Raw genomic sequence first — 24,358 nt, 5'->3', positions numbered from 1 at the left:
CAATATTAATACTAATAAAATCATTTAAGTATATGAATTTTATTAGTATTTTTTATTTTGAATAGTAAAAATTATTTTTTACAAAAGTGTTAATATTTTTTTAAATTATTGCTAATTAATTCTTGACAGAAACTTCTAAGTGTTTTATACTTTACCATAAATAACAAATATGTTTACTTGGTATTAAATATTTATAGGGGGTTATTTTATGTCAGAAAGATTTTCTTCTAAAGGAAGTGGATGGTCTGATCTAGTTAAAAAGGAAGATTGGTGGGCAGTATGGATTGGCTTAGCTTTTGTAGTACTTGCAATTATTCTTTGGTTATTTGGAAGTTCAATTAAAATATTTACTGCCAAGATTCCTAAATGGACTAATTTTGGGACTCTATTTTCTGCATTGGGAAACAATAGTGTTTCTATTCTTCTATTATTCTTAATTTTTCTAGTTCTATTTACCATTGCGATTTTATTTTTGAATTACAAATTTATTGATTTCTTACCAGGATTTATAGTTATATTTATATTAGGAGTTATAATTAATTCCTTCAGTGCGTGGCAGTGGGCACAAAATTATAATTTGGAAGCACCACTTGTGGCTTTAGCTGTAGGACTTATAATCAGTAATGTATTTTCAATTCCAAAGTGGCTTGAAACTGCACTTAGAACTGAACTTTATGTGAAAGTAGGAATTGTTTTATTAGGTGCTACATTACCAATTACTCTAATAATACAGGCTGGTCCCACTGCTTTTTTGCAAGCAACAGTAATTGCCATTTCTACATTTTTGATAATTTATTTTGTGGCTACAAAAGGTCTTGGATCAGATAAACGATTTGCTGCTACATTGGGAGCTGGTGGATCTATTTGTGGAGTTTCTGCGGCTATTGCCGTTGGTGGAGCCATAAAATCAAAAAAAGAAGAGGTTTCTGTATCTATTTCAATTGTAGTAATTTGGGCTGTATTCATGATTTTTGCCCTATCAATATTTATAAAAATAGCAGGTATTCCAGCTGGACCAGCTGGGGCATGGATTGGTACTTTTGAATTTGCAGATGCAGCAGGAGTTACAGCTGCAAGTGCTATTGGTGATAAAGCACTTACTACTTTTACTTTAATGAAAGTAATAGGTCGTGATATGTTTATTGGAATTTGGTGCTTTGTTTTATCCATAATTTCAATTACAAAATGGGAAAAAAGAGAAGAAGGTACAAAACCAGATGCGGCAGAGATCTGGCACAGATTTCCTAAATTTGTTCTAGGTTTCTTTATTGCATCCATTTTGCTTACAATTCTTCTTGCCAGTGTTTTACCAAACACAGCAACTGTAATCAATAAAAATGTTATAGCACCTATTAAAGAAATAAGAACATGGGCGTTTACCTTCTGCTTTTTATCAATAATAATTCTGTCTTTTTTACCTACAAGTTTCCAATTATCATGAGTATTCTGTAAAATTTCTACCATAGTAGCAATTCTTTTTAATCTAGTGCTTAAAAAATCACCCAAATTTTCAATTGATTCAGCTGTTATTTTGTTTGTATTAAGTATTGTATTTAACGGCGGTTCTTCGCTAGGTTGCCATTCTCTCTTTTCAAAGAAACAGAATATGAAACAAACATTTTGTACACATACATTATTATCATTAATCAAAGATACTCCCTCATTTCACATAGTAATTACTTATTATAGTACATCAATTTTATTGTCAATGCATCAAATATAGTTATATTATTCTAGTTTTTAGCTGAGTCAATATATAAATGTATATATTCTATTTATAGTATTAATTTGATATAATTAAAACAAAATGCATTTTTATTAGTACTTTAGTATAATTATGTATTTAATTTTATGCTATTAAAAATGCAATAAATTACTATAAATAATTAATTTATAATTTTCATAGTATGATTTTAATAACAAAATTATATATTTTCAAATTACCATTTTCATAAATGCTTATTAAGTTTATAATATATAGTTGTTACAATTAAAAATTCAAATTATTATTAGTGAAGTAAATCTATATAATAAAGGACATAATAATTTATAATAGGTAACAACTGTAACATGGCCTCTTTTAAGGGGGTTCATAACAGCGGTACATCCATGGGATAATTAATCTAAGCTTAGTGAGTGTATAAGCTCTCACTAAGTAAGGCTTATTGATAGTATTATTTGACATAGAATAGGAAATACAGGGGGGTTTTACATGTTTAGTGGAATTAACGATATTAACATTCATAATGCTAATATTTTAAGTCAGGCATTACCTTATATTCAAAAGTATAGTGGAAAGACTGTGGTAATAAAATATGGTGGAAATGCAATGATAAACGAAGATTTAAAAAATACAGTTATTAGAGATATAGTTCTTTTAAATTGTGTGGGAATTAAAGTTGTAGTTGTACATGGCGGAGGACCTGAAATAAATGAGTATTTATCAAAAATAGGTAAGAAAAGTGAATTTGTAAACGGACTTAGAGTTACAGATGAAGAAACTATGGAGATAGTACAAACGGTACTTGCAGGAAAGGTTAACAAGGATATAGTATCATTAATTGATAAAAATGGTGGTAAGGCAGTGGGATTATGTGGAATTGATGCTAATCTTTTAAAAGCAAGAAAAATAGAATTGCAAAATGGAATTGATATTGGCTACGTGGGAGAAATAGTTGATGTAAATGATTCTATTATACAACATTGTTTAAATGGAGGTTACATACCGGTTATTTCTACAGTGGCTTTGGGTCAGGAAGATGGAAAGCCCTATAATGTGAATGCAGATTTAGCTGCTGCAAAGATAAGTACTAAGTTGAAGGCAGAAAAATTTATTTTAATTACAGATGTACCTGGAGTATTAATGGATCCAAATGATGAAAGTACACTTATTTCAGAACTTAAAGTTGAAAAGATACCCCAATTAATTAACGATAAAATTATTTGTGGAGGGATGATTCCTAAAATTGATTGTTGTGTTGAAGCAGTTAATGGTGGAGTTAAAAGAACGCATATAATAGATGGAAGAGTACCTCATTCACTTCTGTTAGAGATATTTTCTCATGAAGGTATAGGAACAATGATATCGTGAACATAATAGAAAATAACAAGTAAATATTTTCACTTGTTTTATACCCAACTGATTATTGGCTCAAAATAAAGGAGTATCAAAAGCATCTTATTCAAATTAGAATTAGATGCTTTTTTATTGTTGTAATATTTTGAAAATATATTCAATATAATGAATAAAATAGAATTATAGAAATACAAAGTATTAAAAATAAAATTTTCAATCTATTTAATAAAGTATAATTTTATCAAAAACAATAAATAATAATATAGACAATAAATGAAAAGAGAGGTTTATTAGAAGATGGTCAGGGAAAATGAAAACTTTATTGACTTCATTGATTACACTAAGGAAAAAGATTACATGATGAATTTAATAACATATGCAATATCGCCTACAATAGCTGGGTATAAGCCATCTTCTATAATTACCATATCGAACAATTATAAAGGTATGTATGATTTATGGTATAAATATGGGGATGAATATATAAATAACATAAATTTAAAGGTATTTGAAATTACAAGAAAAGAGAAGCTTATCATATTGTTATTTTACAATGAAAAATTGTTGGCAGAAACTTTATTTCGTGAGGATAATATGGAGCTTTTGATGAAATTTGGGTATTCCAATATAATGTCTTTAGATATGTGTTTACAACTATTGAAATATAGGTATGAGGGGATAGCTTGCCCTCATGAAGTAGGGATTTTTTTAGGAATACCTGCTAAGGATGTAGAAGCCTTTATAAATTGTAATGGGAAACAATGTGTATTATGCGGATATTGGAAGGTTTATCATGATAGAGAAAAGGCTCTTAAAATCTTTGAAAATTATGACAGAACAAAAGAGAATGTTGTAAAACTATTAAAGAAAAAAATTGAACCAATTAAAATGATTGAAATGCTAGTTGATGAAATATCAGTAAAGGTATAGGTAAAACAAAATTTATTTTATATTTTCTCACTTTTGTTTATATGATTGAGGTGTCACAGTAGTTAGTTACTGGACAAAAATGAACTGCAATTACTTCTATAACTGCAGTTCATTTTTTATTAAGATTCATTTTTTTAGTTTTTTACTTTTATTAGAACAAAAATTACTTTCTGTGCAGTGACCACAACCACAATCACAGCTGCCAGAGGATTTTTTCTTAATACTTCTAATAAACAAAAATAAAGCTGCTGATGCTATAATAATGGCTATAATTATTTCTATTATATTTTGCACAAGATCACCTTCTAATTGGAAGCATCAATAAACTCTAATGAATTTATTAATTTCCACATAATTAAATTTTTTAAATTGATAGTCTGTTTAGCTAATTAAATTCAAAAGAGATAAAAGTTACAACTATATTATAGTATATTACATAAACAAACTACCTATTCTGTATATTATGAAAGACACGATCCAAGCTAGAGAAATTTGATAGACTATTGAAAAGATAGTCATTTTATTTCCATATTCCTTTTTCATAGTTCCTAAAGCTGAAATACAAGGTGGATATAATAATACAAAAACTAAGAATGCATAGGCAGTAACTGGAGTAAATAGTTTAGGAAGTAAGTCTGATAAATTTGCTCCATATAATACTCCCATAGTACTTACTACTACTTCTTTTGCAGCTAATCCACTAATTAATGCAACGGAATTTTGCCATGTTCCAAAACCTAAGGGTTTAAACAAAGGGGCTATTATATGACCTAAGTTAGAAAGAAAACTGTATTGTATATCTACTTTACCGGAAAAACCAAAATTTGATAAAAACCACACTATTACAGAAATTGAAAATATTATTGTGCCGGCTTTTTTTACAAAACCCTTACCTTTTTCCCAGGTATGAAGCAGAAGACTTTTCAATTCGGGTATTTTGTATTCAGGAAGTTCTATTATTAAAGGTTCTTCATCCTTCTTAAATAAAGTACTTTTGAATAATATACCTATTAAAAATGCAATAATAATTCCAAGCAAATACAGTGAACCAATTACAAGTCCTTGATGCTTTGGGAAAAAAGCAGCTGTAAGCAGTGCATAAATAGGTAATCTTGCATTACAAGACATAAGGGGAATCAACAATGCAGTGAGCTTTCTATCTTTTTCACTTTCAAGAGTTCTTGCAGACATTATAGCTGGAACACTGCATCCAAAACCGATAATTACAGGTATAAAAGCTTTACCTGATAGTCCCATCTTTCTCATTATATTATCCATTAAAAAAGCAGTTCTAGCCATGTATCCGCTGTCTTCTAAAATGGATACACAAAAGAATAAGGTAAGTATTATTGGAAGGAATACTATAACGGATCCAACCCCTCCTACTATTCCATCAACTATCAATGAACTGAACCAGGGGCTAGAAGAAGCTAATGCAGAATGAAGCAGTGGAATTAAAGAGTTATTTACCAAACTATCAAGTAAATCCTGAAGTGGTTGTCCAACCCAAGAAAATGTAATCTTAAAAATTAAACATATAATTCCTATAAAAATTGGGTAAGCCAAAACCTTATTTAAAAATATACTGTCTATTTTTTCAGTAGCAGATTTATTTGCTTGTGATGATTGTTTTGTACATTTACTTAGCACAGTTTCAATATAATTGTAGGTTTCTTTTTCAGAGTTAAAATTATAATTATTTTCATCAATGTTTGAAAAATCACTCTTTTTTAATAAATCTATAACTCTATCTATATCTTTATGCTTTGAAGCAACGACAGGTACTACTGTTACATTAAGTTCTTTTGATAATTTTTCATAGTCTATAGAAAAGCCTTTTTTTATAGCTACATCAATCATATTTAAAACTAATATTATAGGTTTTTTAAATTCCTTTAATTGCATTGTAAGATATAAATTTCTATCTAGATTAGAAGCATCTACTATATTTACAATTACGTCCACATTACCATTTAATAAAAAGTTCTTTGAAACTTTTTCTTCATTAGAGTAGGTATCCATAGCATATATACCTGGTAGATCAACTATCTTAATGGATTCATTTAAAAATCCTTCTTTTTTTTCAACGGTTACGCCAGCCCAATTACCCACATATTGGTTTGAACCAGTAAGAAAATTAAATAAGGTAGTTTTGCCTACGTTAGGGTTACCAATAAGTGCGGCAGTTAACATTTTAAGCCTCCCCTAAAGAAATATTTTTTGCATCGTTTTTTCTAATTGCTATATTAAAACCTCTAACACGTATCACAAGAGGATCCCCAAAAGGAGCAGAGGTTTTCATTTTCACTTCAGTGCCTTCAATAAAACCTAAAGCAAATAATCTTTTTGCTAGTCTTTCATCTCCAGTTATTCCTTTTATAATTCCCTTTTCACCAGGTTTTAAATCAAATAAACTCATATCAACAACTCCTCTAAATGAAAATCATTATCAATTATAAATACATATTATCATTATTTTAAATTGTTGTCAATGGCAAATGGGAATAAAAATCATTTAGTATAAATAAAGTTAATAATTATTATCTGCTATTGACAAAATAAATTTTATATTCTATCATTTGAGTTAGTTTGATAATAAAATTAAAGACAAAGAAGAGGAATAGTAGAAATATAAGTTCTTTAAAAGAGAGGGAATGTGAGCTGAAAAATTCCTTAAGGAGCCATTTTGAACCTGCCTTTGAGTTCTGCACTAGTAGGTTGCAGCGGGTAATTACCGTTAAAAATAAGAGTGAGTAGTTTTAATTAATTTATTAATTAGGGTGGTACCGCCGATATAGTCTCGGTCCCTTTTAGGGATTTGGGGCTTTTTTTATTTATTAAGAATTAAAGCTTTTAAGTTAAAGGTTTTTAATAAAGCTATATAAAAACAATATTTATTTACACTAGCACTTTTTTTATTAAAAGTGAAAAGGATTTATATTTAGCTTAGTAAGTGAATAAATACTAAAATATTATGAAATAGATTTAATTAAGGAGGAAAAATTTTATGTCAAAAAATAATAATAAGAGAGTTGAACAAATCACTTCCATGGATGTGGATTTTGCACAGTGGTATACAGATATTGTTAAGAAGGCAGAGCTTGCAGATTATTCCAGTGTTAGAGGGTGTGTTATTCTTAGACCATATGCTTATGCTATCTGGGAAAATATACAGAAATATTTAGATGGCAAGTTCAAAGAAAAAGGTCATGAAAATGTTTATATGCCTATGCTTATTCCTGAAAGTTTACTCCAAAAGGAAAAAGACCATGTAGAGGGTTTTGCACCAGAAGTAGCTTGGGTTACAAAGGGTGGAAATGACGAGCTTACAGAGAAACTATGTGTTCGTCCAACTTCAGAAACATTATTTTGTGAGCACTATGCTAAGATAGTTCAGTCCTACAAGGATCTACCAAAATTATATAATCAATGGTGTTCTGTTGTAAGATGGGAAAAAACTACAAGGCCTTTTTTAAGAACATCTGAATTCCTATGGCAGGAAGGACATACAATACATGCTACAAAGGAAGAAGCGGAAGCAGAGACTATACAAATGCTTAATATTTATGCAGAATTTTGTGAAAATATGCTTGCTATACCAGTAGTTAAGGGTAGAAAAACTGAAAAGGAAAAATTTGCAGGGGCAGAAGCTACTTATACTATTGAATCCTTAATGCATGATGGTAAAGCACTTCAGTCAGGAACATCACATTTCTTTGGTCAAAACTTTGCAAAGGCCTTTGGAATACAATTTGCAGATAAAAATGAAAAACTAGAATATGTAAATCAAACTTCCTGGGGTATGAGTACACGTATAATTGGAGGAATTATTATGGTGCACGGTGATGATGAAGGTTTAAAGATGCCTCCAAGAATAGCACCAACTCAGGTAGTAATAATACCAGTAGCTCAGCATAAGGCTGGAGTTATTGAAAAGGCAACTGAATTAAAAGATAGAATATCTAAAGTAGCTAGAGTTAAGATGGATATTAGTGATAAGACACCAGGATGGAAGTTTAGCGAATATGAAATGAAGGGTATTCCAGTAAGATTAGAAATTGGGCCTAAGGATATAGAGAAAAATCAAGTAGTACTTGTTAGAAGAGATACTAGAGAAAAAATCTTTGTATCAATGGATGAATTGGAAACAAAGATACCAGAACTTTTAGAGGATATACACAATTCTATGCTGACAGCTGCTACAAAGGCAAGAGAGGAAAAGACTAGTACAGCAACTACAATGGAAGAGTTCAATGATAAAGTTGAAAATAAAACTGGATTTGTTAAAGCTATGTGGTGCGGTGACAAAGAATGTGAAGATAAGATAAAGGAAGTTACAGGAGCAACTTCAAGGTGTATACCTTTTGAGCAAGAGGAACTTTCAGGTACTTGTGTATGCTGCGGTAAAAAGGCTAAACACATGGTGTATTGGGGAAGGGCATATTAATATTAATAATTTGATTTATTTAGCGAGGCTTTAAAGTCTCGCTAAGTTTATATATTACAAAGAAATTATCGCTAGTAATATTTATTTTAATAAAATTCAGCCATGTAAGCAGTTTAGTAAATTTTTTATAATAATTAATCGATCAATAAAAAATGTATAGAGATGAATTCTTAGAGCTTACCCCTTAATAGACAATAATAGAATAGGTTAAAATATATTGTTGTTAGGTAAAATATTTTTTATTGAAGCTTATGCTTATATAAAATATGATAAAATATAAAAAGGATATATGATTAAATTGGAGTAAAAATCTAGTATGGTGAACAAAATATAGAAGAAGGGGGAAAGTGCTGCCAAATGGGATTAGCACTTATGAAAGATTATGGATGAAATTAGTACATGGTTAATGGAGCAAAAGATTAATGGGATTATTGAAAGCCTAGGAAAAAACAATATGGAAGGTTACTATGCCAGGGACGAAAGGGAAGTACTAGATATAGTTAAGACACTTGTAAATAAAGGTGAATCTGTCTCTGTGGGTGGCTCCATGACACTGTTTCAAACTGGAATTATTGATTATTTACGTAATGGTGATTTTAAATTTTTAGATAGATATAAGCCAGGCTTAACTCGTGAAGAAATTACTGATATCTTTAAAAAGAGTTTTTTAACTGATACTTATTTTGTAAGCAGTAACGCTATAACGGAAAATGGTGAACTTTATAATGTAGATGGCAATGGAAATAGAGTTGCGGCAATGCTGTATGGCCCGGATAAGGTTATAGTAATTGTGGGTAAGAATAAAATTGTTAAAAATGTGGATGAAGCAATTCAAAGGAATAGAGAATATGCAGCACCTGCCAATGCAAAGAGACTAGACAAAAAAACTCCTTGTACAAGGGTTGGACACTGCATGGATTGTAAGAGTGAAGACAGAATTTGTAATGAATACACTCTTATAAGAAGACAGGGTAAAAAAGGAAGAATAAAAGTAATAATTGTAGGAAAAGAATTAGGTTATTAGATTATGGGGAACATTGATATTGTTACTTATTCATTGCTTGGACAACACATAGATTCCAATGAATATTATGTAGATTCAGAAGCTTTTACAAATGAAGTTATATTAAATGGGAAACCAATTATGAATTCAATTATACTGGATTTTAAAAATTACATTAAAGAAAATAATATAGAAAGTCTAAGAAGTAATGAAGAATATCTCTTGGAGCTTTTGACCTTAGCTATTCTTTGGCAGCTATACAGTGATGATGCCTTTGAATTATCTGAATTACCTAAAAGGATAATTAAAAAATTAGTAGAGCTGAGAAAGCAAGGAGGAAATATTAAAGCTGGAGTAGATTTTATAAGAGGTATACTTTCAACGATTTTTTTATCACCAAATAGCAACTATAAATCCACTATAAATTTATCTTTAAAAAATTTTAAAAGATTTATATCTTGGTTATCAGCCTCAGGAGAGTTTGACGAAGAAGTGAAAAGGTTCGTTAGTTGGGAAAAGTATTTTTCTACTTTAGAATTAAAAAAGTTAGATGAGATTTTTCTTGCCACCGCTGCCTATGTATTGTGGTTTAGTGCAAGAAGTGAAGTTGCAATAGGAAAGTATACACGCAATGTAAACTATTTTCTTAAGAATAAATATCCTAAACATAAATTTAAGGAGGATATTATTCTATGTGGGAGACAAAGGGTGGAGTATCATTTAAATATGGTAGGAGCAGAAATAATGAATAGAGCTTTTAGAAACGACTTTTTGAAAACTAGAATAAAAAAGCTGCTTCTTCCCATATGTATGAGATATAATAATGAAAAAAATTGCAAAGCTAAACATACGGAAGAAGGTTATGTTTGTGGAAGTTGTACTGCTGAATGCAGAGTTAGTAAGCTCACTGAAATGGGTGAAAAACATAGATTTGAGGTCTTAATAATACCACATGGTTCTTCTGCTTTTAGAGAGGAAAAGGTTAAATATGGAGAAATTGGTATTGTCGGAGTTGATTGTGTTCTTAATCTAATGAGTGGTGGCTGGAAAGCAAGGGATTTGAATTTAGTTCCACAATGTGTAATTTTAGATTATTGTGGCTGCAAGAATCATTGGAGTAATGAGGGAATTGTAACAGATATCAATATAGATCAATTAAAGAAAGTATTAGATATTAATTAATAATAGAAAATTATATAAAGAGCGATTAAGTTGCTTTTACTAAGTAAACCTATATGCCCACATGAGGAGTATCAATAGGAGATAGTGTTCTAAAAGTATAACTTTTGGTGATACTATTATTTATATTAATGGTATTGATTATGTTAAGTAATAGAAATAGATGTTGAAACGCTAATATTTAAATTAAGTTTCAGCATCTATTTTAAATATAAGCCTTTTAATATAATATATTATCAATGCTATTATTGGGATAATCACTGTAAGCGGAAGATGGATATATGTTATTGTTAATGTTTGCCCTATATATATGTGCTGAGGGTAATTTTTTGCAATTAGCATAGCAGTAAAAAAAACAACTACACTAAAGGGTAAAGCTAAGTATCTTGTATCCTTTATTTTTACCATCTTAGAAAAACCTAGCATTGAACCATACATAAAAAAACTTACTTTAATAAAGCCTCCAATCATCATAATTAATATTACAAATATATCAACTCTATCAAAGGTTTCACCTATATGCATTAATCTAACAGTCCTTAAAAATGGGAAAAGGCTGTTGGATGCAAAATTTACTCCCAGTACAGATATAAACATTACAGTATTTAATGTTAAAAATATACCCATGAATATAATTGATAATAATGAAATTTTTCTTACTTTTGAGGTCTCTTTAACATATGGAAAAAACATAGCCATTATTAAAGTTTCACCATAGGGAAAGGTTATAAGTTTCCAGCTTTCTTTTATAACAGGTACAATGCCATTATGAAGTATTGGTTTAATATTGTAAAACTTCAGAGTACCTTCTGTTCTGTAAAGAAAAAGCCACTCCAAAATAAAAAAGATTATCCATATATATAAAAACAAATTTGCAGAACGAAACATATTTTCTAAACCCAGATATGCAGCGTATCCGCTGACTAACATAATAGATAATAGAATTATAGTAGAAGATACTTTGGGCATTGATGAAATTAGTATTAGATCAGTAAAATCTCTTGCAACTCGCGCAGCTTCATAGGCAAAGAAAAGTATATAAACAATACTTATAATGTATCCCAGTATTTTCCCAAAAATTTTTGGCATATAGGTTACTATAGTATCTTTAGGATATTTTTTCCATAAACTTGTATATATAATTTGCAACATTATTCCTGGTATTATGTAAATAAGCATTGCTATCCATGCATCCTGTTTAGCTTCTGGCGTTATTAAAAAAAGTATCGCAGTGCCTAAAGGTGCCATAACAATTCCTGCAAACAATTGATATACTGATATTTTTGCTTTCATAGTAACTCATTCCTTTTCATTGTACTATTCTTAATAATAATTTAAAATTAAACTTCATAGAAAAACTATTTTATAGGTTTAGAAATAAGTCCCGGTCTTTTAACGCTGGAATTCACATTTATTTTAACTTTGATGTTAGGGAAAATACTATCCCAATTTTTTTCTATTTTATTCCAATAATTAGGATTATCTCTCTTTATTACTCCACTAAAATCAAATATATCTGATTTAAATTGTTTCTGTGCAGCATATACTGCAAGTTTAGCTTCTTTTGCTATAGCTTCGCTTTGTAAATTGCTAAGCTTATCCATAACCGTGTAGTCTTTCATGGGATCTAAGTTTTCTGTCATTTCACGAATATTCCCTTCCTCATTAATATTTACTTCCATTATAAGAGCACTATCTTTTATTATGGGTTTAATTTTACTTTTAGCAGTTAGTATTTCAAAATTAATAATTTTATTGTCTGGTAAACGTACTAGTATAGTACCTGTTTTAACCTCACCTCGTATCCACTGCATTCCTCTAGTTTGGTACTTATCCATAAAACCTGTCAATTTATCTTTATTAAATACAGCAGTACCTGACAAATTAAAGATATTACTGATAGTGTCTTTTTGTAAATTTATAACTCCTAATATTGGTGCTGATGTTTTATTATATAATGCATTAGCAAAATTTAATCTAGATATTACTGGCATATATCCATAATTACGCTGAAGTTTTATTAAACTTTCAACAACATTTGCTGGAATTTTATTCTCACTAGTAACAGTACTTATTATATCTGAAGCTTTACCCATTGTAACGAGCAAAATGTTATCTTCTCTAGCATCGGTGTGTCTTAGTAAAGAATCAACTAATAAATTTAATCCGGACTTTGCAAGATCATTTCCAATAACAGTATATTTACTATGGCTGAAAAATAAATTTTTCCCAAGTTTAATAGATAATTTGCTGATTGCATCATGTGGTGTATTGCCCACCATATTATAAACTAATACATCTGATGAAATTTGTTGGCCACCTTTATTTTGGCCATTCATAGAACCTGATGAATCACTTTGTGAATTTAAAATTTGAACAGTTGTTAAATATTTGTTATCTTCTGTTAAATCAAAACCAATAGCAAGAACTACAGCTAATTCATTTAGCTCCTTTTTTGCTTCACTGCAGCCCACTAAAGAAATGGTAAAAACAATTATTATTAGGATTGATGTTATTCTTTTCATAGTTCATTCCCTATTTTTTTCTTTAAATTTTTTCTCAATAGGATTAAATGATTTTCTTTTTTTGGATTTTTTACCTGTTATTATACTAGATCGTTTAGTTTTACTCCAAATAGGACGTCTCATAATTAAATCGCCAAATTCACTTTTAACAAATGGAGCTAAAGGTTCCATGTATGGTACCCCAAATGAACGAATAGATATAAGTTTTAATAAAAAAATTATTACACCGGTAATTAGCCCAAGTAATCCTAAGGAACCTCCAAGAAATAAAAAGATAAATCTTGGCAATATAGTTGCTGTATACATGTTTGTGGAGGGTATTGTAAATGCAGCTATAGATGTAGTAGCTATTACTATTACCATGGCTGTACTGGCTAATCCCGCTTGCACTGCTGCCTGACCTAGTATAAGTGCACCTACTGTACTTATTGCTTGACCAACAGCTCTTGGCATTCTTACCCCTGCTTCTCTTACTAGTTCATATACTGTAAGCATTAAAAAACTTTCAAATAAAGAAGAATAGGGTACAGCAGATCGAGCTTTTATAAGACTTATCAAAAGTGACGTTGGAATAACCTCCTGATGAAAGGTTATTATTGCTACAAATAAACCAGGTAATAGTATGGAAAAAGCAAAACCTAAATATCTAATATAGCGATTAAATGTAGCATATATATAACTTACATAAAAATCTTCAGTAGATATAAGGAATTCTGTAAATATTGCTGGAACAGTTAAAACTACAGGAGTTCCATTAGCAAAAATTGCAATCCGACCACCTAACAACTTAGCGACTATAACATCAGGTCTTTCTGTGGAAAAGATAGTTGGAAATTTTGTTATTGGATCATCTTCTATATATTCTTTTATGGTGTTTGTTACAAACAGCGCATCCACATCAATCTGATTTATTCTTTCTTTCAATTCATTAACTATTTTAATATTTACTATATTAGAAAGATACATTATTGCAACATCTGTCTTTGTTTCTCTACCCAGTATAAATTGTTCTATTTTTAGATTTGGACTTTTAATTTTTTCTCTAATTAAGACTATATCTGTAGATATATTTTCTGTAAAACCCTCCCTTGGTCCCCTTATTACAGTTTCAACGACTGGTTCTTCAATATTTCTACTGGGAATATTTTTTAAATCAATTACTATTGCTTTGTCTATTTCATCAATAAATAAAACTACTTTTCCATCTAGAATTTTATTTATAATTTTATCCATAGAAGAAAGTATATCTTTATCATTTATACCCAGTATATATTTAAAATACTCTGGATTTGATATATCATAAGGGGAATATTCATTTCTACTTATTAATTTTTTTATGACTACTTCTTCCATAATATTTATATTAACCATTTTATTTATATAAAAAAAAACTGCTCCATGCTTTGGGTTATTTGCTATTTTTATTTCCCGCATAATTAAATCTGGAAATTTATCTAATATCTTTTTTATATTTTCTACATTTTTATTTAGCTTTACTGAGACCTGTATATTTTTATAATCAAATTCTTCATTGGCCATATACATTTCCCTCTCTTATCAGAATTCTTCTTTCCAGTAATATTTTGTGAATATAAGGCACATTTATTCATAATTTTTAAAATTAGAGTGAAAAAAAGTTTAGGATTGATATTGAAAGATTAAAAGTCATTGAAAAAAATCAAAGCACTATCGAAGATATATTTTTAATTCATATCAAACTAATCTAGTAACTTTAAATGAAACCATAAAAGCTGATAAAGTGGGAGAAGGCGGAAAGGTATTTGCCGTGGCAGCAGAGGAGATAGGTCACTTGGGAGAAAATGCAAAAATAGAGTTAGTAATAAATTAAATTTTTATTACTAACTCCATTTTTAGATGAAAGATGAACATTAACGTTTTTTATACTAGTTATTTAACTTCAGTAGCGTTATTATAGTTTACTTTAAAATTTTCACCCTTTTGCATTAGAATGTGTCCTGAGGAATATTCTTTTCCATCCACAGTAAGTCTTACTTCTTTTACATTAAAGTAGTCCCCAAGAGTATTAACAACACTTGTAAGTACTCCATTTTCTTTTGAAGTTCCAGCATTCATCTCAGTAACAAATTCTTTTGAAAAATCTGCATAGACCACATTCTCATTATAATTTAAATATAATTTATTTATCTTTGTATTATTACTTATTAAAGGTAATGTACCATCTATAAGTGTTTTTCTGAAGTTGGCTTGGAAAATATTTTTTATATCCTCATTAGTTTTTAAATTTACTGTATTCTTTTTATACATAATTGCTACATCGGTATCTGTAATTTTGGGATAATAAAATTTTATAGTTTGAACTACAGGTGAATTTGGTATACTATTTTTTAAAGAAGTAACGATATCAGAACCTGCAGAAGTGAATACAGTTTTTACGAGGCCAATATTAACTACATAATAGTCTTTAATAGTAGAATTATTGTCAGTGGTAGTAACTTCCAAAGCTTTATATTTTCCAGAAGGGGTATCTACAGCTATATCAGTACCAGTTATAGATCTTTTTCTTCCATCTGCGAGAGTCCAACTAGTGCCTTTTTGTAAGGGTTCTTTTAAAATTACTTCATTAACATTGCTTTGTAAAGAGGTTAAATCATCTCTATAATAAAATTCACCTTTTGAAACTATTAAGGTAAGCTGTCCGTCTCCATATTTAAGAACTTGCCCAATGGTAGTACCAGCATTTATACTTCTTAATTGCAGCTTGTTTCCTTTTATAAAATCTACATAAACATCTTTAGAAGCATACTCATTTCCGCTGCCTTTATAGTTTAATCTCATGTTTTCCTTAAAAGGATAGTAATTTTTTATAGTATTGTTTGTCTTTTGTGTAGTATCATTACTAGTGTTATTCTGAGTATTATTATTGATAGTGCTATTGAAATTTGTGTTATTAGCATTATAAGTTATTTTGTTACAACTATTAAATAAAACAGCTGAAACTATAAATATGAGGAAAATGAAAAGGCCAAAAGTAGTTTTATATTTTTTCATGTAGAACTCCCCCAATCTAACATTTATTATATTAATAGTATATCACAATATAGGTATTATAAAAAATGATATAAAGAAAATTCTGAAAATTGGCTTTTATAGAACCACATTTTAAGCATATTATTTCTTTTGTGGTACTATTAAAAATAGCAGAATTCCTTTAGTATTTTATTAAGAACTAATAAGATAGCTAGGAGGAATAACTTTGAAAGTAATTTTTCTTGGAATATTAGCATCATTATTTTTTGCAGTTACTTTTGTACTAAATAGACAAATGAATGTTTCAGGTGGGAGTTGGATCTGGAGTGCTGCATTAAGATATATATTTATGTTGCCAATGCTACTTATTATTGTAGTAGCTAAAAATCAATTCTACAATGTAATGAAGGATATAATAAAGAGACCTGTAAAGTGGGTACTTTGGAGTACTATAGGATTTGGGCTGTTTTATGCTCCACTAACCTTTGCATCTATTTATGGTTCTTCATGGCTTATGGCAGGGACATGGCAAATAACAATAGCAGCAGGAGCTATCTTGTCTCCCTTATTCTTTAGAACTATTCATATTAAAAAGGAAGTATTAAGGATTAGAAATAAAATCCCTAAAAAGTCTTTATTAATGTCTCTACTAATTTTATTTGGCATATTTTTAATGCAGATTCAAAATGCAAAAGATGAATCAATTTTTAAAACTCTCATAGGAATAATACCTGTAATTATAGCAGCTTTTGCATATCCTCTTGGAAATCGTAAGATGATGGAGGTTTGCGGTGACAAATTTAATACATTTCAAAGAGTATTTGGTATGACTTTAGCAAGTATGCCCTTTTGGATAGTATTATCTATCGGTATTTGCAATATCATCAGTTGGTTTAGCAAGTAGTGGACAAATAATATAATCTCTAATTGTTGCACTGTGTTCAGGAGTTGTTGCTACAATATTATTCTTTAAGGCAACAGACATAGTAAAGAATAATATGAGTAAATTAGCTATAGTTGAGGCAACTCAGTCTGGTGAGGTTATATTTACGCTAATTGGAGGATTACTATTGTTTCATGATAAAGTGCCAACTGCTATAGGACTTATAGGAATAGCATTTATAATAATAGGTATGATATTGAATAGTCTTATCTCTATATAAAAAGCATATATTTTATTAAGCTTCAGATTATTGAAAAGATGATATAAAAGGATTTAGAAAATTTATTTTATAGTTAGTTGATTATAATTTATAATAGCCTTAGAAAAATAAAAATACGTTAGCTGTTTATCAAGCTAACGTATTTTTATATAGATAAATATTATTTAATCTTCAGAAAATCTAAAACTACATTTTTAATATCTTTTTTATCACAAACAGTATTGTGTACCTTCGGTTTAGTATCGATATCTCTAATACCCTGTGGTATAGCATAATGTGCTATTTTACTTAATTCTTTTATTAATTCAAATTCATTTACATCATCATATTTCTTATCTATAGAACTCATTACAGCCTTAGGGAATTTAAAAGGACTTGCAGTAGATAATATTACTGTTTTAGTATCATCCTTAGTATTCTCTTTATACTTTTTATATACTGAGTAAGCTACTGCAGTATGAGTATCTATGGCTTCTTTGTGAGTTTTGTAAAGCTCTGTAATAGCCTCACAAGTTTCAGTTTCAGAGGCATATCCAGCATAGAAGTCCTTAAGTTTGTTTTTCATGTCTTCATCTATAGAGTATTCACCTTTAGTTGATAAAGCATCCATTAGAGATTGTATCTTTTCTGGATTTTCACCACTAATAAAATAAAGGAGTCTTTCTAGATTGCTTGAAACTAATATATCCATTGAAGGAGAGTTAGTAACATAGAATTCTCTATTTCTATCGTATTTCCCTGTATTTATGAAATCACATAATACTTTGTTTTTATTTGAAGCGCATATTAATTTATCAAGAGGAAGTCCCATGGATTTAGCAAAATATCCTGCAAGGATGTCTCCAAAATTACCAGTAGGCACTACTACATTTATTTTATCACCTTCACTTATTTCACCTTTTTTATATAAGTCTAAATAGGCTGAAAAATAGTATACCACTTGAGGAATAAGTCTTCCGATATTAATTGAATTTGCAGAAGAGAACATAAAACCTTTTCCGTCAAGTTGCTCTCTCATTTTATTGTCAGTGAAAATTTCTTTAACAGCTTTCTGAGCATCATCAAAATTACCTTTTATAGCAACTACAAAAGTATTATCACCATCATGAGTAGTCATTTGAAGCTCTTGAACTATACTAACACCAACTTCAGGATAAAAAACTATTATCTTTGTGCCTTCTACATTATTAAAACCTTCAAGAGCTGCTTTACCTGTATCTCCAGAAGTTGCAGTAAGAATTAAAACTTCTTTGTCAATACCTTGCTTCTTTACAGAAGTTTTTAATAAATGTGGGAGAATAGATAATGCTACGTCCTTAAAAGCTAGAGTAGGACCGTGGTGGAGTTCAAGAAAGAAATCATCACCAATTTTTTTTACTGGAGCAATTTCCTTAGTATCAAATTTATCATCATAAGCTTTGTCTATGCAGCTTTTAAGCTCTTCTTCAGTGAAATCAGTAAAAAATTTACTCATTACGGTATAAGCTAATTCTTTGTAATTAAGTTTTGAAAATTCCTTTACATTAAAATCTATTTTAGGGATGAAGCTAGGTACAAAGAGACCTCCATCCTCTGCAATTCCTCTTAGTATAGCCTTAGAAGCACTAACGGGATCACCATGTCCTCTTGTACTTTTGTATATTAAATTATCCAAGATGTTTCCTCCTCAATATTTCTTTTTGCATGTCTTAAGGCATCGTAAATAAATAACCAGCCAGTATACTGCACATCTTTTGCTTACTATTTATTTTTAGATACCTAAATAAATTTTTCAACTCTTATTAGATTTTTAATTTCGTCTACTACTTCTAATTTTTTTAGATCTTCAATTGATTTCATAATATTTCCTTCTAAAGTATCATGAGTGATAAACACTATACGTACAATATTATTAGCATCCTTTTCACCCTTTTGAATGAAGGAAGATATACTTACATCATTTTTACCTAATATAGTAGAAATTTGACCTAAAACACCACTTACATCTTTTACTGTAAGTCTTAAATAGTATCTAGAAGTAAATTCTTCTCTAGGAAGTATAGTTTTTTGTAAATCAGCATTTTCAACTAATGAAATTGAACGCAGTGTCATATCATTTCTTAAAATAGATATTATATCACTAGCTACAGCACTACCTGTTGGAAGAGAACCGGCGCCTCTTCCATAGAACATTAAATCGCCTACAGCATTTCCCTTTATGAGAATAGCATTAAATGAATCATTTACGTTTGAAAGAGGATGATTTAATGGAATCATAGTAGGATGTACTCTAAGCTCAAGAGAATTACCCCTTTCTTTTGCAATAGCTAAGAGCTTTATTGTGTAGCCAAATTCCTTTGCATTCTGAATATCATGAGAAGAAATCTTTGAAATACCTTCTCTGTATATATCATTTACATTTACATTTATTCCAAAGGAAAGTGAAGTTAATATTGCAAGCTTATATACAGCATCATAGGATTCAATATCTGATGTAGGATCAGCTTCTGCATATCCTTTTTCCTGAGCTTCTTTAAGAGCTGTTTCAAAGTCCATGCCTTCAAGAGACATTTTAGTAAGAATATAATTAGTAGTTCCATTTATTATCCCTACAATCTCTTCAATTTTATTTGCAGTAAGACTTTCTTCGATACCCTTTAATATAGGAATACCGCCAGCAACACTACCTTCATAATAGAAGAGCACACCTTCCTTTCTGGCAAGATCTAGTAACTCTTTGCCTTGGATTGCAATAAGCTGCTTGTTTGCAGTTACCACATGCTTTTTACTTTTAATAGCTCTTAATATATAATCAGCAGCTGGATCAACGCCACCCATTAATTCAACTATTATTTGTATGCTATTGTCATTTAATATCTCTTCAATATTATCAGTTAATATTTCATTAGGAACTTCTATTCCTCTATCTTTATTTATGTCGTTTACAAGAATTTTAGTTATTTCAATTTCACAGCCAGAACGGCGAATTATTTCTTCAGTATTATTTTTGAATATTTCCCAGACACCTTTACCTACGTTACCTAAACCTAACAAGGCTATTTTAACTTTATTCATAGTATTCTTTTCCCCTTTAATTTATTTATTATTAGCATACTGTTACTTCAGTACCATTACAATCAGGCTGAAGTAGTTTTATCTTCCAGGTAGCTTCTGTAGTTTCTAAATATGATTGCATTTTATTTAAAAAATTAGTGTTGTTCTTATCTAGTACCACCATTAAAGTAGAGCCTGATCCACTGATAAATTCCCCTAAGGAGCCAAGTTCTTTTGCTGTTTCAAAGATATCTTTTAAACCATTTATGGATTCACCTCTGTAAGGCTGGTGTATTTTATCCTGAAAGCATGTTCGTAACTTTTTGAAATCTTTATTATAAAATACAGAAATTAACAAAGCTGCTCTAGAAATATTAAAGACACAATCCTCCTTAGTGTATTCGCTGGGTAAAACTTTTCTACCATTTGAAGTACTCATTTTAAAATCTGGTATTAATGCCGCAAATATAAGATCTTCTGGCGGATCTATTTTAGAATATACCACCTGATTATTTTCTACTAATGAAACATCAAGCCCACCTTCCAGTGCAGCAACTACATTATCTGGATGACCTTCTATTTCCGTAGCTAGATTTAGAATTTCCTGTTTTGACATAATATTATTCATAATATGATTAGCAGCTTTAAGACCAGCGGCAATACAGGTTGCACTGCTGCCAAGACCTCTTGAAAGCGGCACATCAGCTTTTATTACGTTTATATAAAGTCCTTTAAATTTATAATTATACTTATCAAAAGCTTTCACCATACTATTATATATGAGGTTTTCACTTAAAGGGATTGAAGAAGGTTCTCCAGCTTCTAAAAATATTATATCCTTATCAGTTTCTTCAATTTCAAATTCATTATACAGGTTTAATGCCATACCAAATGAATCAAAACCAGGTCCCATATTAGCTGTGCTAGCAGGAACTTTAATTTTAAGCATATTTTCATCTCCTATTCCATTGCAATCAAATCAGCCTTAATAACATTTTCAGTATTTTTTATGTCCTCTAATAATTGTTCAAGTTTTATTTTTAGATTATATGTATCGAAAGTAATGCTTACATTAGCAGTATTATTAATAGGTATATCTTGATTTATTGTAAGAATATTAGCATGATTTTCAGCCATTTTATCAAGTATTCTTGAAAGAGTGCCAGTTTTATGACCAATAAGTAGATAAATGGCAACTTTGTTACTTTTCATGGATTCAGAAACAGAAAATACATAATCCTTATATTTGTAATAAGTACTTCTGCTAATTCCAACAATTTTTACTGCTTCACTTATGTCATGGACTTTTTTTACATTTATGAGATCCTTAACTTGTATTACTTTTTCAAATATATCAGGAAGTACCTTTGTATCTACTAATAAATATTTATTTTTCATAAGTTTTAATAAATACCTCCTACTGCTAAAATAATTATTAGAATATTAATTTCTGTCAAGGCTTAAATAATTATTTTAAATACAGTTTTTATTTTAAATGTCTTTCTATAAAAAACAAGTGTTTCTCTATTAAGGATTCCATTGTTATATTATCATAGCTAAACTTATATTACAATGTTAATAACTAAATTTTAAGTAAGATAAATTTATTTTAAGAATAAATAGCAATTTTATAATTATGTTCTAATTTAATTATCAATAAATTTATCCGATGACTAGCCTCTGTAATATTCCACCGTACTCTGTGAAAGCGACCAAATACAAAATAAATTTTGTTTTGTCTGCTTTTCTAAAGCTGGAGATAACAGCGACACGTCCCTGGATAATTCATCTAAACTCAGTGGGAATACAAACTCCCACTGAGTAAGATTCATTGATATTATGAGTATATTTTAGAAAGGTATTAAAAAATATTAGAAGTCGTTATCCAGGGACGTAGCAACTCTAATACTCCCACTTGAATAAGATGGGAGTATTAGAGTGGGTAGTCATGGGACAAACATCCATAGGTAAAAGATTTATTTAAAAAAGATGGGATATAAATAGCAATTTAAATTACACAGTTCATTGACAATAGATAATATTTAAGCAAAATAGCTATTTTACTAGTGAAGATAATCTATTGCAATATATAGGTATTGTTTTTTATAAATAGTGTATGATATTACCTAAGAAAATGTGAAAAGTAAAATAATGATATAAAAAAATTTTGTTAAATTTATACATACTATTGATAAATATACAAAAAATGGAATATAATATTTTAAATGGGTAAATTTAAGCAAGATTTATTTTGGGTATACTCTATTTTGTATTAAGGAAGTGATAGTTTGTATAGTGACAATAGTTCTATTATTAGGGTAACAGATGACAGTTTAATAAGGGACTCCTTCGAAACGTACGAACAGTTTAAAGAACGTATCGAAGATCTTAAATCAATTAGTATAGGTAAAGCAGAGGTATTAGCTAGTACTTATGACACCCAGTCAGGTATTTGCTACATTAATGTAGAGTTTTATAAATGGAATTCTATAGTCAGAATTAATTGCAGCTATTTATATTTCGTTTTTCAAGATGAAGGAATTGATATTGCTGAAAGCTTTAATGATCGATATACAATAAGAGCTAAATTAAAGGTAAAAGGTGAAAAAGTTTATGTGGATACAGAGAGTATGGAAATATGCATAGAAGATATGGAACTAAAAGTTCAGACTATAAGCTTTTTAAAGGAGCCTTTTGAAACCTATAACGAGTTTAAGGATAAAATAGTAAATATTAAGGACATGCCCCTAGGTAAAGTTACAGTAGAAAGAGAAAATTATGATATAAATACAGGTGTTTTTGAAATAAAAATAGATTTTAACACTTTTAAAGAAGTAAAACTTCCCAATATAAACTTATTCTATATGGTTATAAATAAGGGTGAAGCAGCGGAGTTCTATAAAAATAATAATTCATGTACTCTATATGGCGGACTAAATTATATAAATGGACAAATATATATAGATATTCAAGGAATCTATATACTATGGAAAGAAAATAAAATTAGTGTACATGCTGCATTCTTCGATAATATATTTTTTGATACAGCAGAAGAATACACAAATCAAATAAAAAACTTAAGTTTGTTGTCAGCAGGTAAGGCAAGTTTAAATGTGGATAAATATAATAAAAGTGCGGAAATTTTCCCCATATCTATAGAATGGAAGGACTGGATAATTGAATATGTTTCAAATATAAGAGAAACCTATATTGAATCCAATGTCAGACTTTCAAGGGAGCTCTATGAATCTGGGGATAAATATCTAGTTTATGTAGTATTAAGATACGATAATAATATTATAAATGTAGATAGGATAAAACTGATAAATTTTAATGGGGACATAGAAGTTAAATTTAAGACTATACAAAAATCCATAAGTAATACTGTATTTGAAGAATGTTCACCTATAGTAGATGTTATTGCTTATGATGCCAATAATGATGAAGAGGACTATGCTATTAATGAAAAATTTGAGTTTATTGATGGAATTGCATTAATGAAAGTTAATGGCAGTTATACTTATGTAGATTCTCAGGGAAAAAGATTGGGACTTATAAATGAAAGATTAATGAGATTTATAGATAGTAAAGGAAAATATGGGTACCTGGATAAAGAGAATAGGGTAACTATTATCAAGCCGTATTTTGATTATATAGGGACTTTTAATGATAATCTTGCCAGAATAAATATTAATGATAAATGGGGATATGTAAATGAAGACGGGCAAGTGATTATAGGTCCTACATATGAACTTGCGAGAGATTTTCATGATGGTTTTGCAGCAGTAAAAGTGAAATCTATTATAGGAAACAAGTGGGGATATATAAATAAACTTGGTGAAATAGTTATAAAGCCTAAATTTGATGAAGTAGGAGAATTTTGCAATGGAGTTGCCTATGTAAAAGTTAAAAGTATTTTAAAGGGAATCAAAGAAGGCTTTGTTTATAAAAATGGTGAATTTCATGATTGTTTAAAAATATAAACAGAATTTT

The 24,358-nt window shown here is 29.4% G+C and carries 19 protein-coding genes, 1 pseudogene and 1 other annotated feature; of the genes and pseudogenes, 8 read left to right on the top strand and 12 right to left on the bottom strand.

The features are described 5' to 3' along the window. The first annotated feature begins 208 nt into the window (after positions 1–208). The 3 genes from CLOPA_RS16600 to CLOPA_RS16590 all read left to right on the top strand — a co-directional run bounded on the left by CLOPA_RS16600 (position 209) and on the right by CLOPA_RS16590 (position 4,006). A complete protein-coding gene (locus CLOPA_RS16600; protein ID WP_015616588.1) occupies positions 209–1,441 on the top strand; it encodes a YeiH family protein in 1,233 nt (410 codons plus the stop codon). A gap of 771 nt (positions 1,442–2,212) precedes the next feature. Beyond that, positions 2,213–3,091: an acetylglutamate kinase gene (gene argB, locus CLOPA_RS16595; protein ID WP_015616587.1), complete on the top strand. Its 879-nt coding sequence runs from the start codon at positions 2,213–2,215 to the stop codon at positions 3,089–3,091. A 282-nt stretch (positions 3,092–3,373) separates the two neighbouring features. Then, positions 3,374–4,006 carry a DUF3793 family protein gene (locus tag CLOPA_RS16590; protein ID WP_015616586.1) on the top strand — a complete coding sequence of 211 codons (633 nt, stop codon included), beginning with the start codon at positions 3,374–3,376 and terminating at the stop codon, positions 4,004–4,006. A 126-nt stretch (positions 4,007–4,132) separates the two neighbouring features. Here CLOPA_RS16590 and CLOPA_RS24495 read toward each other — a convergent pair whose 3' ends face one another. The 3 genes from CLOPA_RS24495 to CLOPA_RS16580 form a co-directional block, all read right to left on the bottom strand. Further along, on the bottom strand, positions 4,133–4,300 hold the full coding sequence (locus CLOPA_RS24495) for a FeoB-associated Cys-rich membrane protein (protein WP_015616585.1): 168 nt from the start codon (positions 4,298–4,300) through the stop codon (positions 4,133–4,135). A 138-nt stretch (positions 4,301–4,438) separates the two neighbouring features. Next, positions 4,439–6,199, bottom strand: coding sequence for a ferrous iron transport protein B (gene feoB, locus CLOPA_RS16585; protein WP_015616584.1), 1,761 nt, complete (start codon positions 6,197–6,199; stop codon positions 4,439–4,441). Between the two features lies 1 nt (position 6,200). Then, positions 6,201–6,425 carry a FeoA family protein gene (locus CLOPA_RS16580; protein WP_015616583.1) on the bottom strand — a complete coding sequence of 75 codons (225 nt, stop codon included), beginning with the start codon at positions 6,423–6,425 and terminating at the stop codon, positions 6,201–6,203. 182 nt (positions 6,426–6,607) lie between these two features. Continuing rightward, positions 6,608–6,818: a binding site (T-box leader), on the top strand. Between the two features lie 195 nt (positions 6,819–7,013). Here CLOPA_RS16580 and proS point away from each other — a divergent pair. The 3 genes from proS to CLOPA_RS16565 all read left to right on the top strand — a co-directional run bounded on the left by proS (position 7,014) and on the right by CLOPA_RS16565 (position 10,638). Continuing rightward, the gene (proS, locus tag CLOPA_RS16575; protein WP_015616582.1) at positions 7,014–8,453 is read left to right on the top strand and encodes a proline--tRNA ligase; all 1,440 of its coding nucleotides are present in this window, start codon (positions 7,014–7,016) and stop codon (positions 8,451–8,453) included. A gap of 382 nt (positions 8,454–8,835) precedes the next feature. Continuing rightward, positions 8,836–9,477: a lactate utilization protein gene (locus CLOPA_RS16570; protein WP_015616581.1), complete on the top strand. Its 642-nt coding sequence runs from the start codon at positions 8,836–8,838 to the stop codon at positions 9,475–9,477. A gap of 3 nt (positions 9,478–9,480) precedes the next feature. Next, entirely contained in the window at positions 9,481–10,638 is a 1,158-nt protein-coding gene (locus CLOPA_RS16565; protein WP_015616580.1) for a DUF116 domain-containing protein, read from the top strand. A gap of 183 nt (positions 10,639–10,821) precedes the next feature. Here CLOPA_RS16565 and CLOPA_RS16560 read toward each other — a convergent pair whose 3' ends face one another. From CLOPA_RS16560 to CLOPA_RS16545, 4 genes are all read right to left on the bottom strand, one after another. Further along, the gene (locus CLOPA_RS16560; protein ID WP_015616579.1) at positions 10,822–11,928 is read right to left on the bottom strand and encodes a GerAB/ArcD/ProY family transporter; all 1,107 of its coding nucleotides are present in this window, start codon (positions 11,926–11,928) and stop codon (positions 10,822–10,824) included. Positions 11,929–11,993: 65 nt separating this feature from the next. Continuing rightward, positions 11,994–13,160: a Ger(x)C family spore germination protein gene (locus CLOPA_RS16555; RefSeq protein ID WP_015616578.1), complete on the bottom strand. Its 1,167-nt coding sequence runs from the start codon at positions 13,158–13,160 to the stop codon at positions 11,994–11,996. Between the two features lie 3 nt (positions 13,161–13,163). Next, complete coding sequence (locus CLOPA_RS16550; RefSeq protein WP_015616577.1) at positions 13,164–14,699, bottom strand: spore germination protein; 1,536 nt, start codon at positions 14,697–14,699, stop codon at positions 13,164–13,166. Positions 14,700–15,068: 369 nt separating this feature from the next. Then, positions 15,069–16,190: a GerMN domain-containing protein gene (locus tag CLOPA_RS16545; protein ID WP_015616576.1), complete on the bottom strand. Its 1,122-nt coding sequence runs from the start codon at positions 16,188–16,190 to the stop codon at positions 15,069–15,071. 205 nt (positions 16,191–16,395) lie between these two features. Between CLOPA_RS16545 and CLOPA_RS16540 the strand changes: the two are divergent. After that, positions 16,396–17,332, top strand: a pseudogene (locus CLOPA_RS16540) (DMT family transporter). A 160-nt stretch (positions 17,333–17,492) separates the two neighbouring features. Here CLOPA_RS16540 and thrC read toward each other — a convergent pair. The 5 genes from thrC to CLOPA_RS25240 form a co-directional block, all read right to left on the bottom strand. Then, positions 17,493–18,986: a threonine synthase gene (thrC, locus tag CLOPA_RS16535; RefSeq protein ID WP_015616575.1), complete on the bottom strand. Its 1,494-nt coding sequence runs from the start codon at positions 18,984–18,986 to the stop codon at positions 17,493–17,495. 104 nt (positions 18,987–19,090) lie between these two features. Then, positions 19,091–20,386, bottom strand: a complete 1,296-nt coding sequence (locus tag CLOPA_RS16530; protein ID WP_015616574.1) for a homoserine dehydrogenase — start codon at positions 20,384–20,386, stop codon at positions 19,091–19,093. 31 nt (positions 20,387–20,417) lie between these two features. Further along, positions 20,418–21,314 (bottom strand): homoserine kinase, encoded by an 897-nt coding sequence (gene thrB / locus CLOPA_RS16525; protein WP_015616573.1) that lies wholly within the window; start codon positions 21,312–21,314, stop codon positions 20,418–20,420. Positions 21,315–21,325: 11 nt separating this feature from the next. Further along, the gene (locus CLOPA_RS16520) at positions 21,326–21,763 is read right to left on the bottom strand and encodes an ACT domain-containing protein (protein WP_015616572.1); all 438 of its coding nucleotides are present in this window, start codon (positions 21,761–21,763) and stop codon (positions 21,326–21,328) included. 275 nt (positions 21,764–22,038) lie between these two features. Further along, complete coding sequence (locus CLOPA_RS25240; RefSeq protein ID WP_155241930.1) at positions 22,039–22,197, bottom strand: hypothetical protein; 159 nt, start codon at positions 22,195–22,197, stop codon at positions 22,039–22,041. A 456-nt stretch (positions 22,198–22,653) separates the two neighbouring features. Here CLOPA_RS25240 and CLOPA_RS16515 point away from each other — a divergent pair, with 456 nt between their 5' ends. Beyond that, positions 22,654–24,348 carry a WG repeat-containing protein gene (locus CLOPA_RS16515; protein ID WP_015616571.1) on the top strand — a complete coding sequence of 565 codons (1,695 nt, stop codon included), beginning with the start codon at positions 22,654–22,656 and terminating at the stop codon, positions 24,346–24,348. Positions 24,349–24,358 lie beyond the last annotated feature (10 nt).

The organism is Clostridium pasteurianum BC1, from assembly GCF_000389635.1.
In the GTDB taxonomy this organism is placed as follows: domain Bacteria; phylum Bacillota; class Clostridia; order Clostridiales; family Clostridiaceae; genus Clostridium_I; species Clostridium_I pasteurianum_A.
Note: the sequence above shows the minus strand (reverse complement) of the source record. Positions and strands in the feature narration are given on the sequence as shown.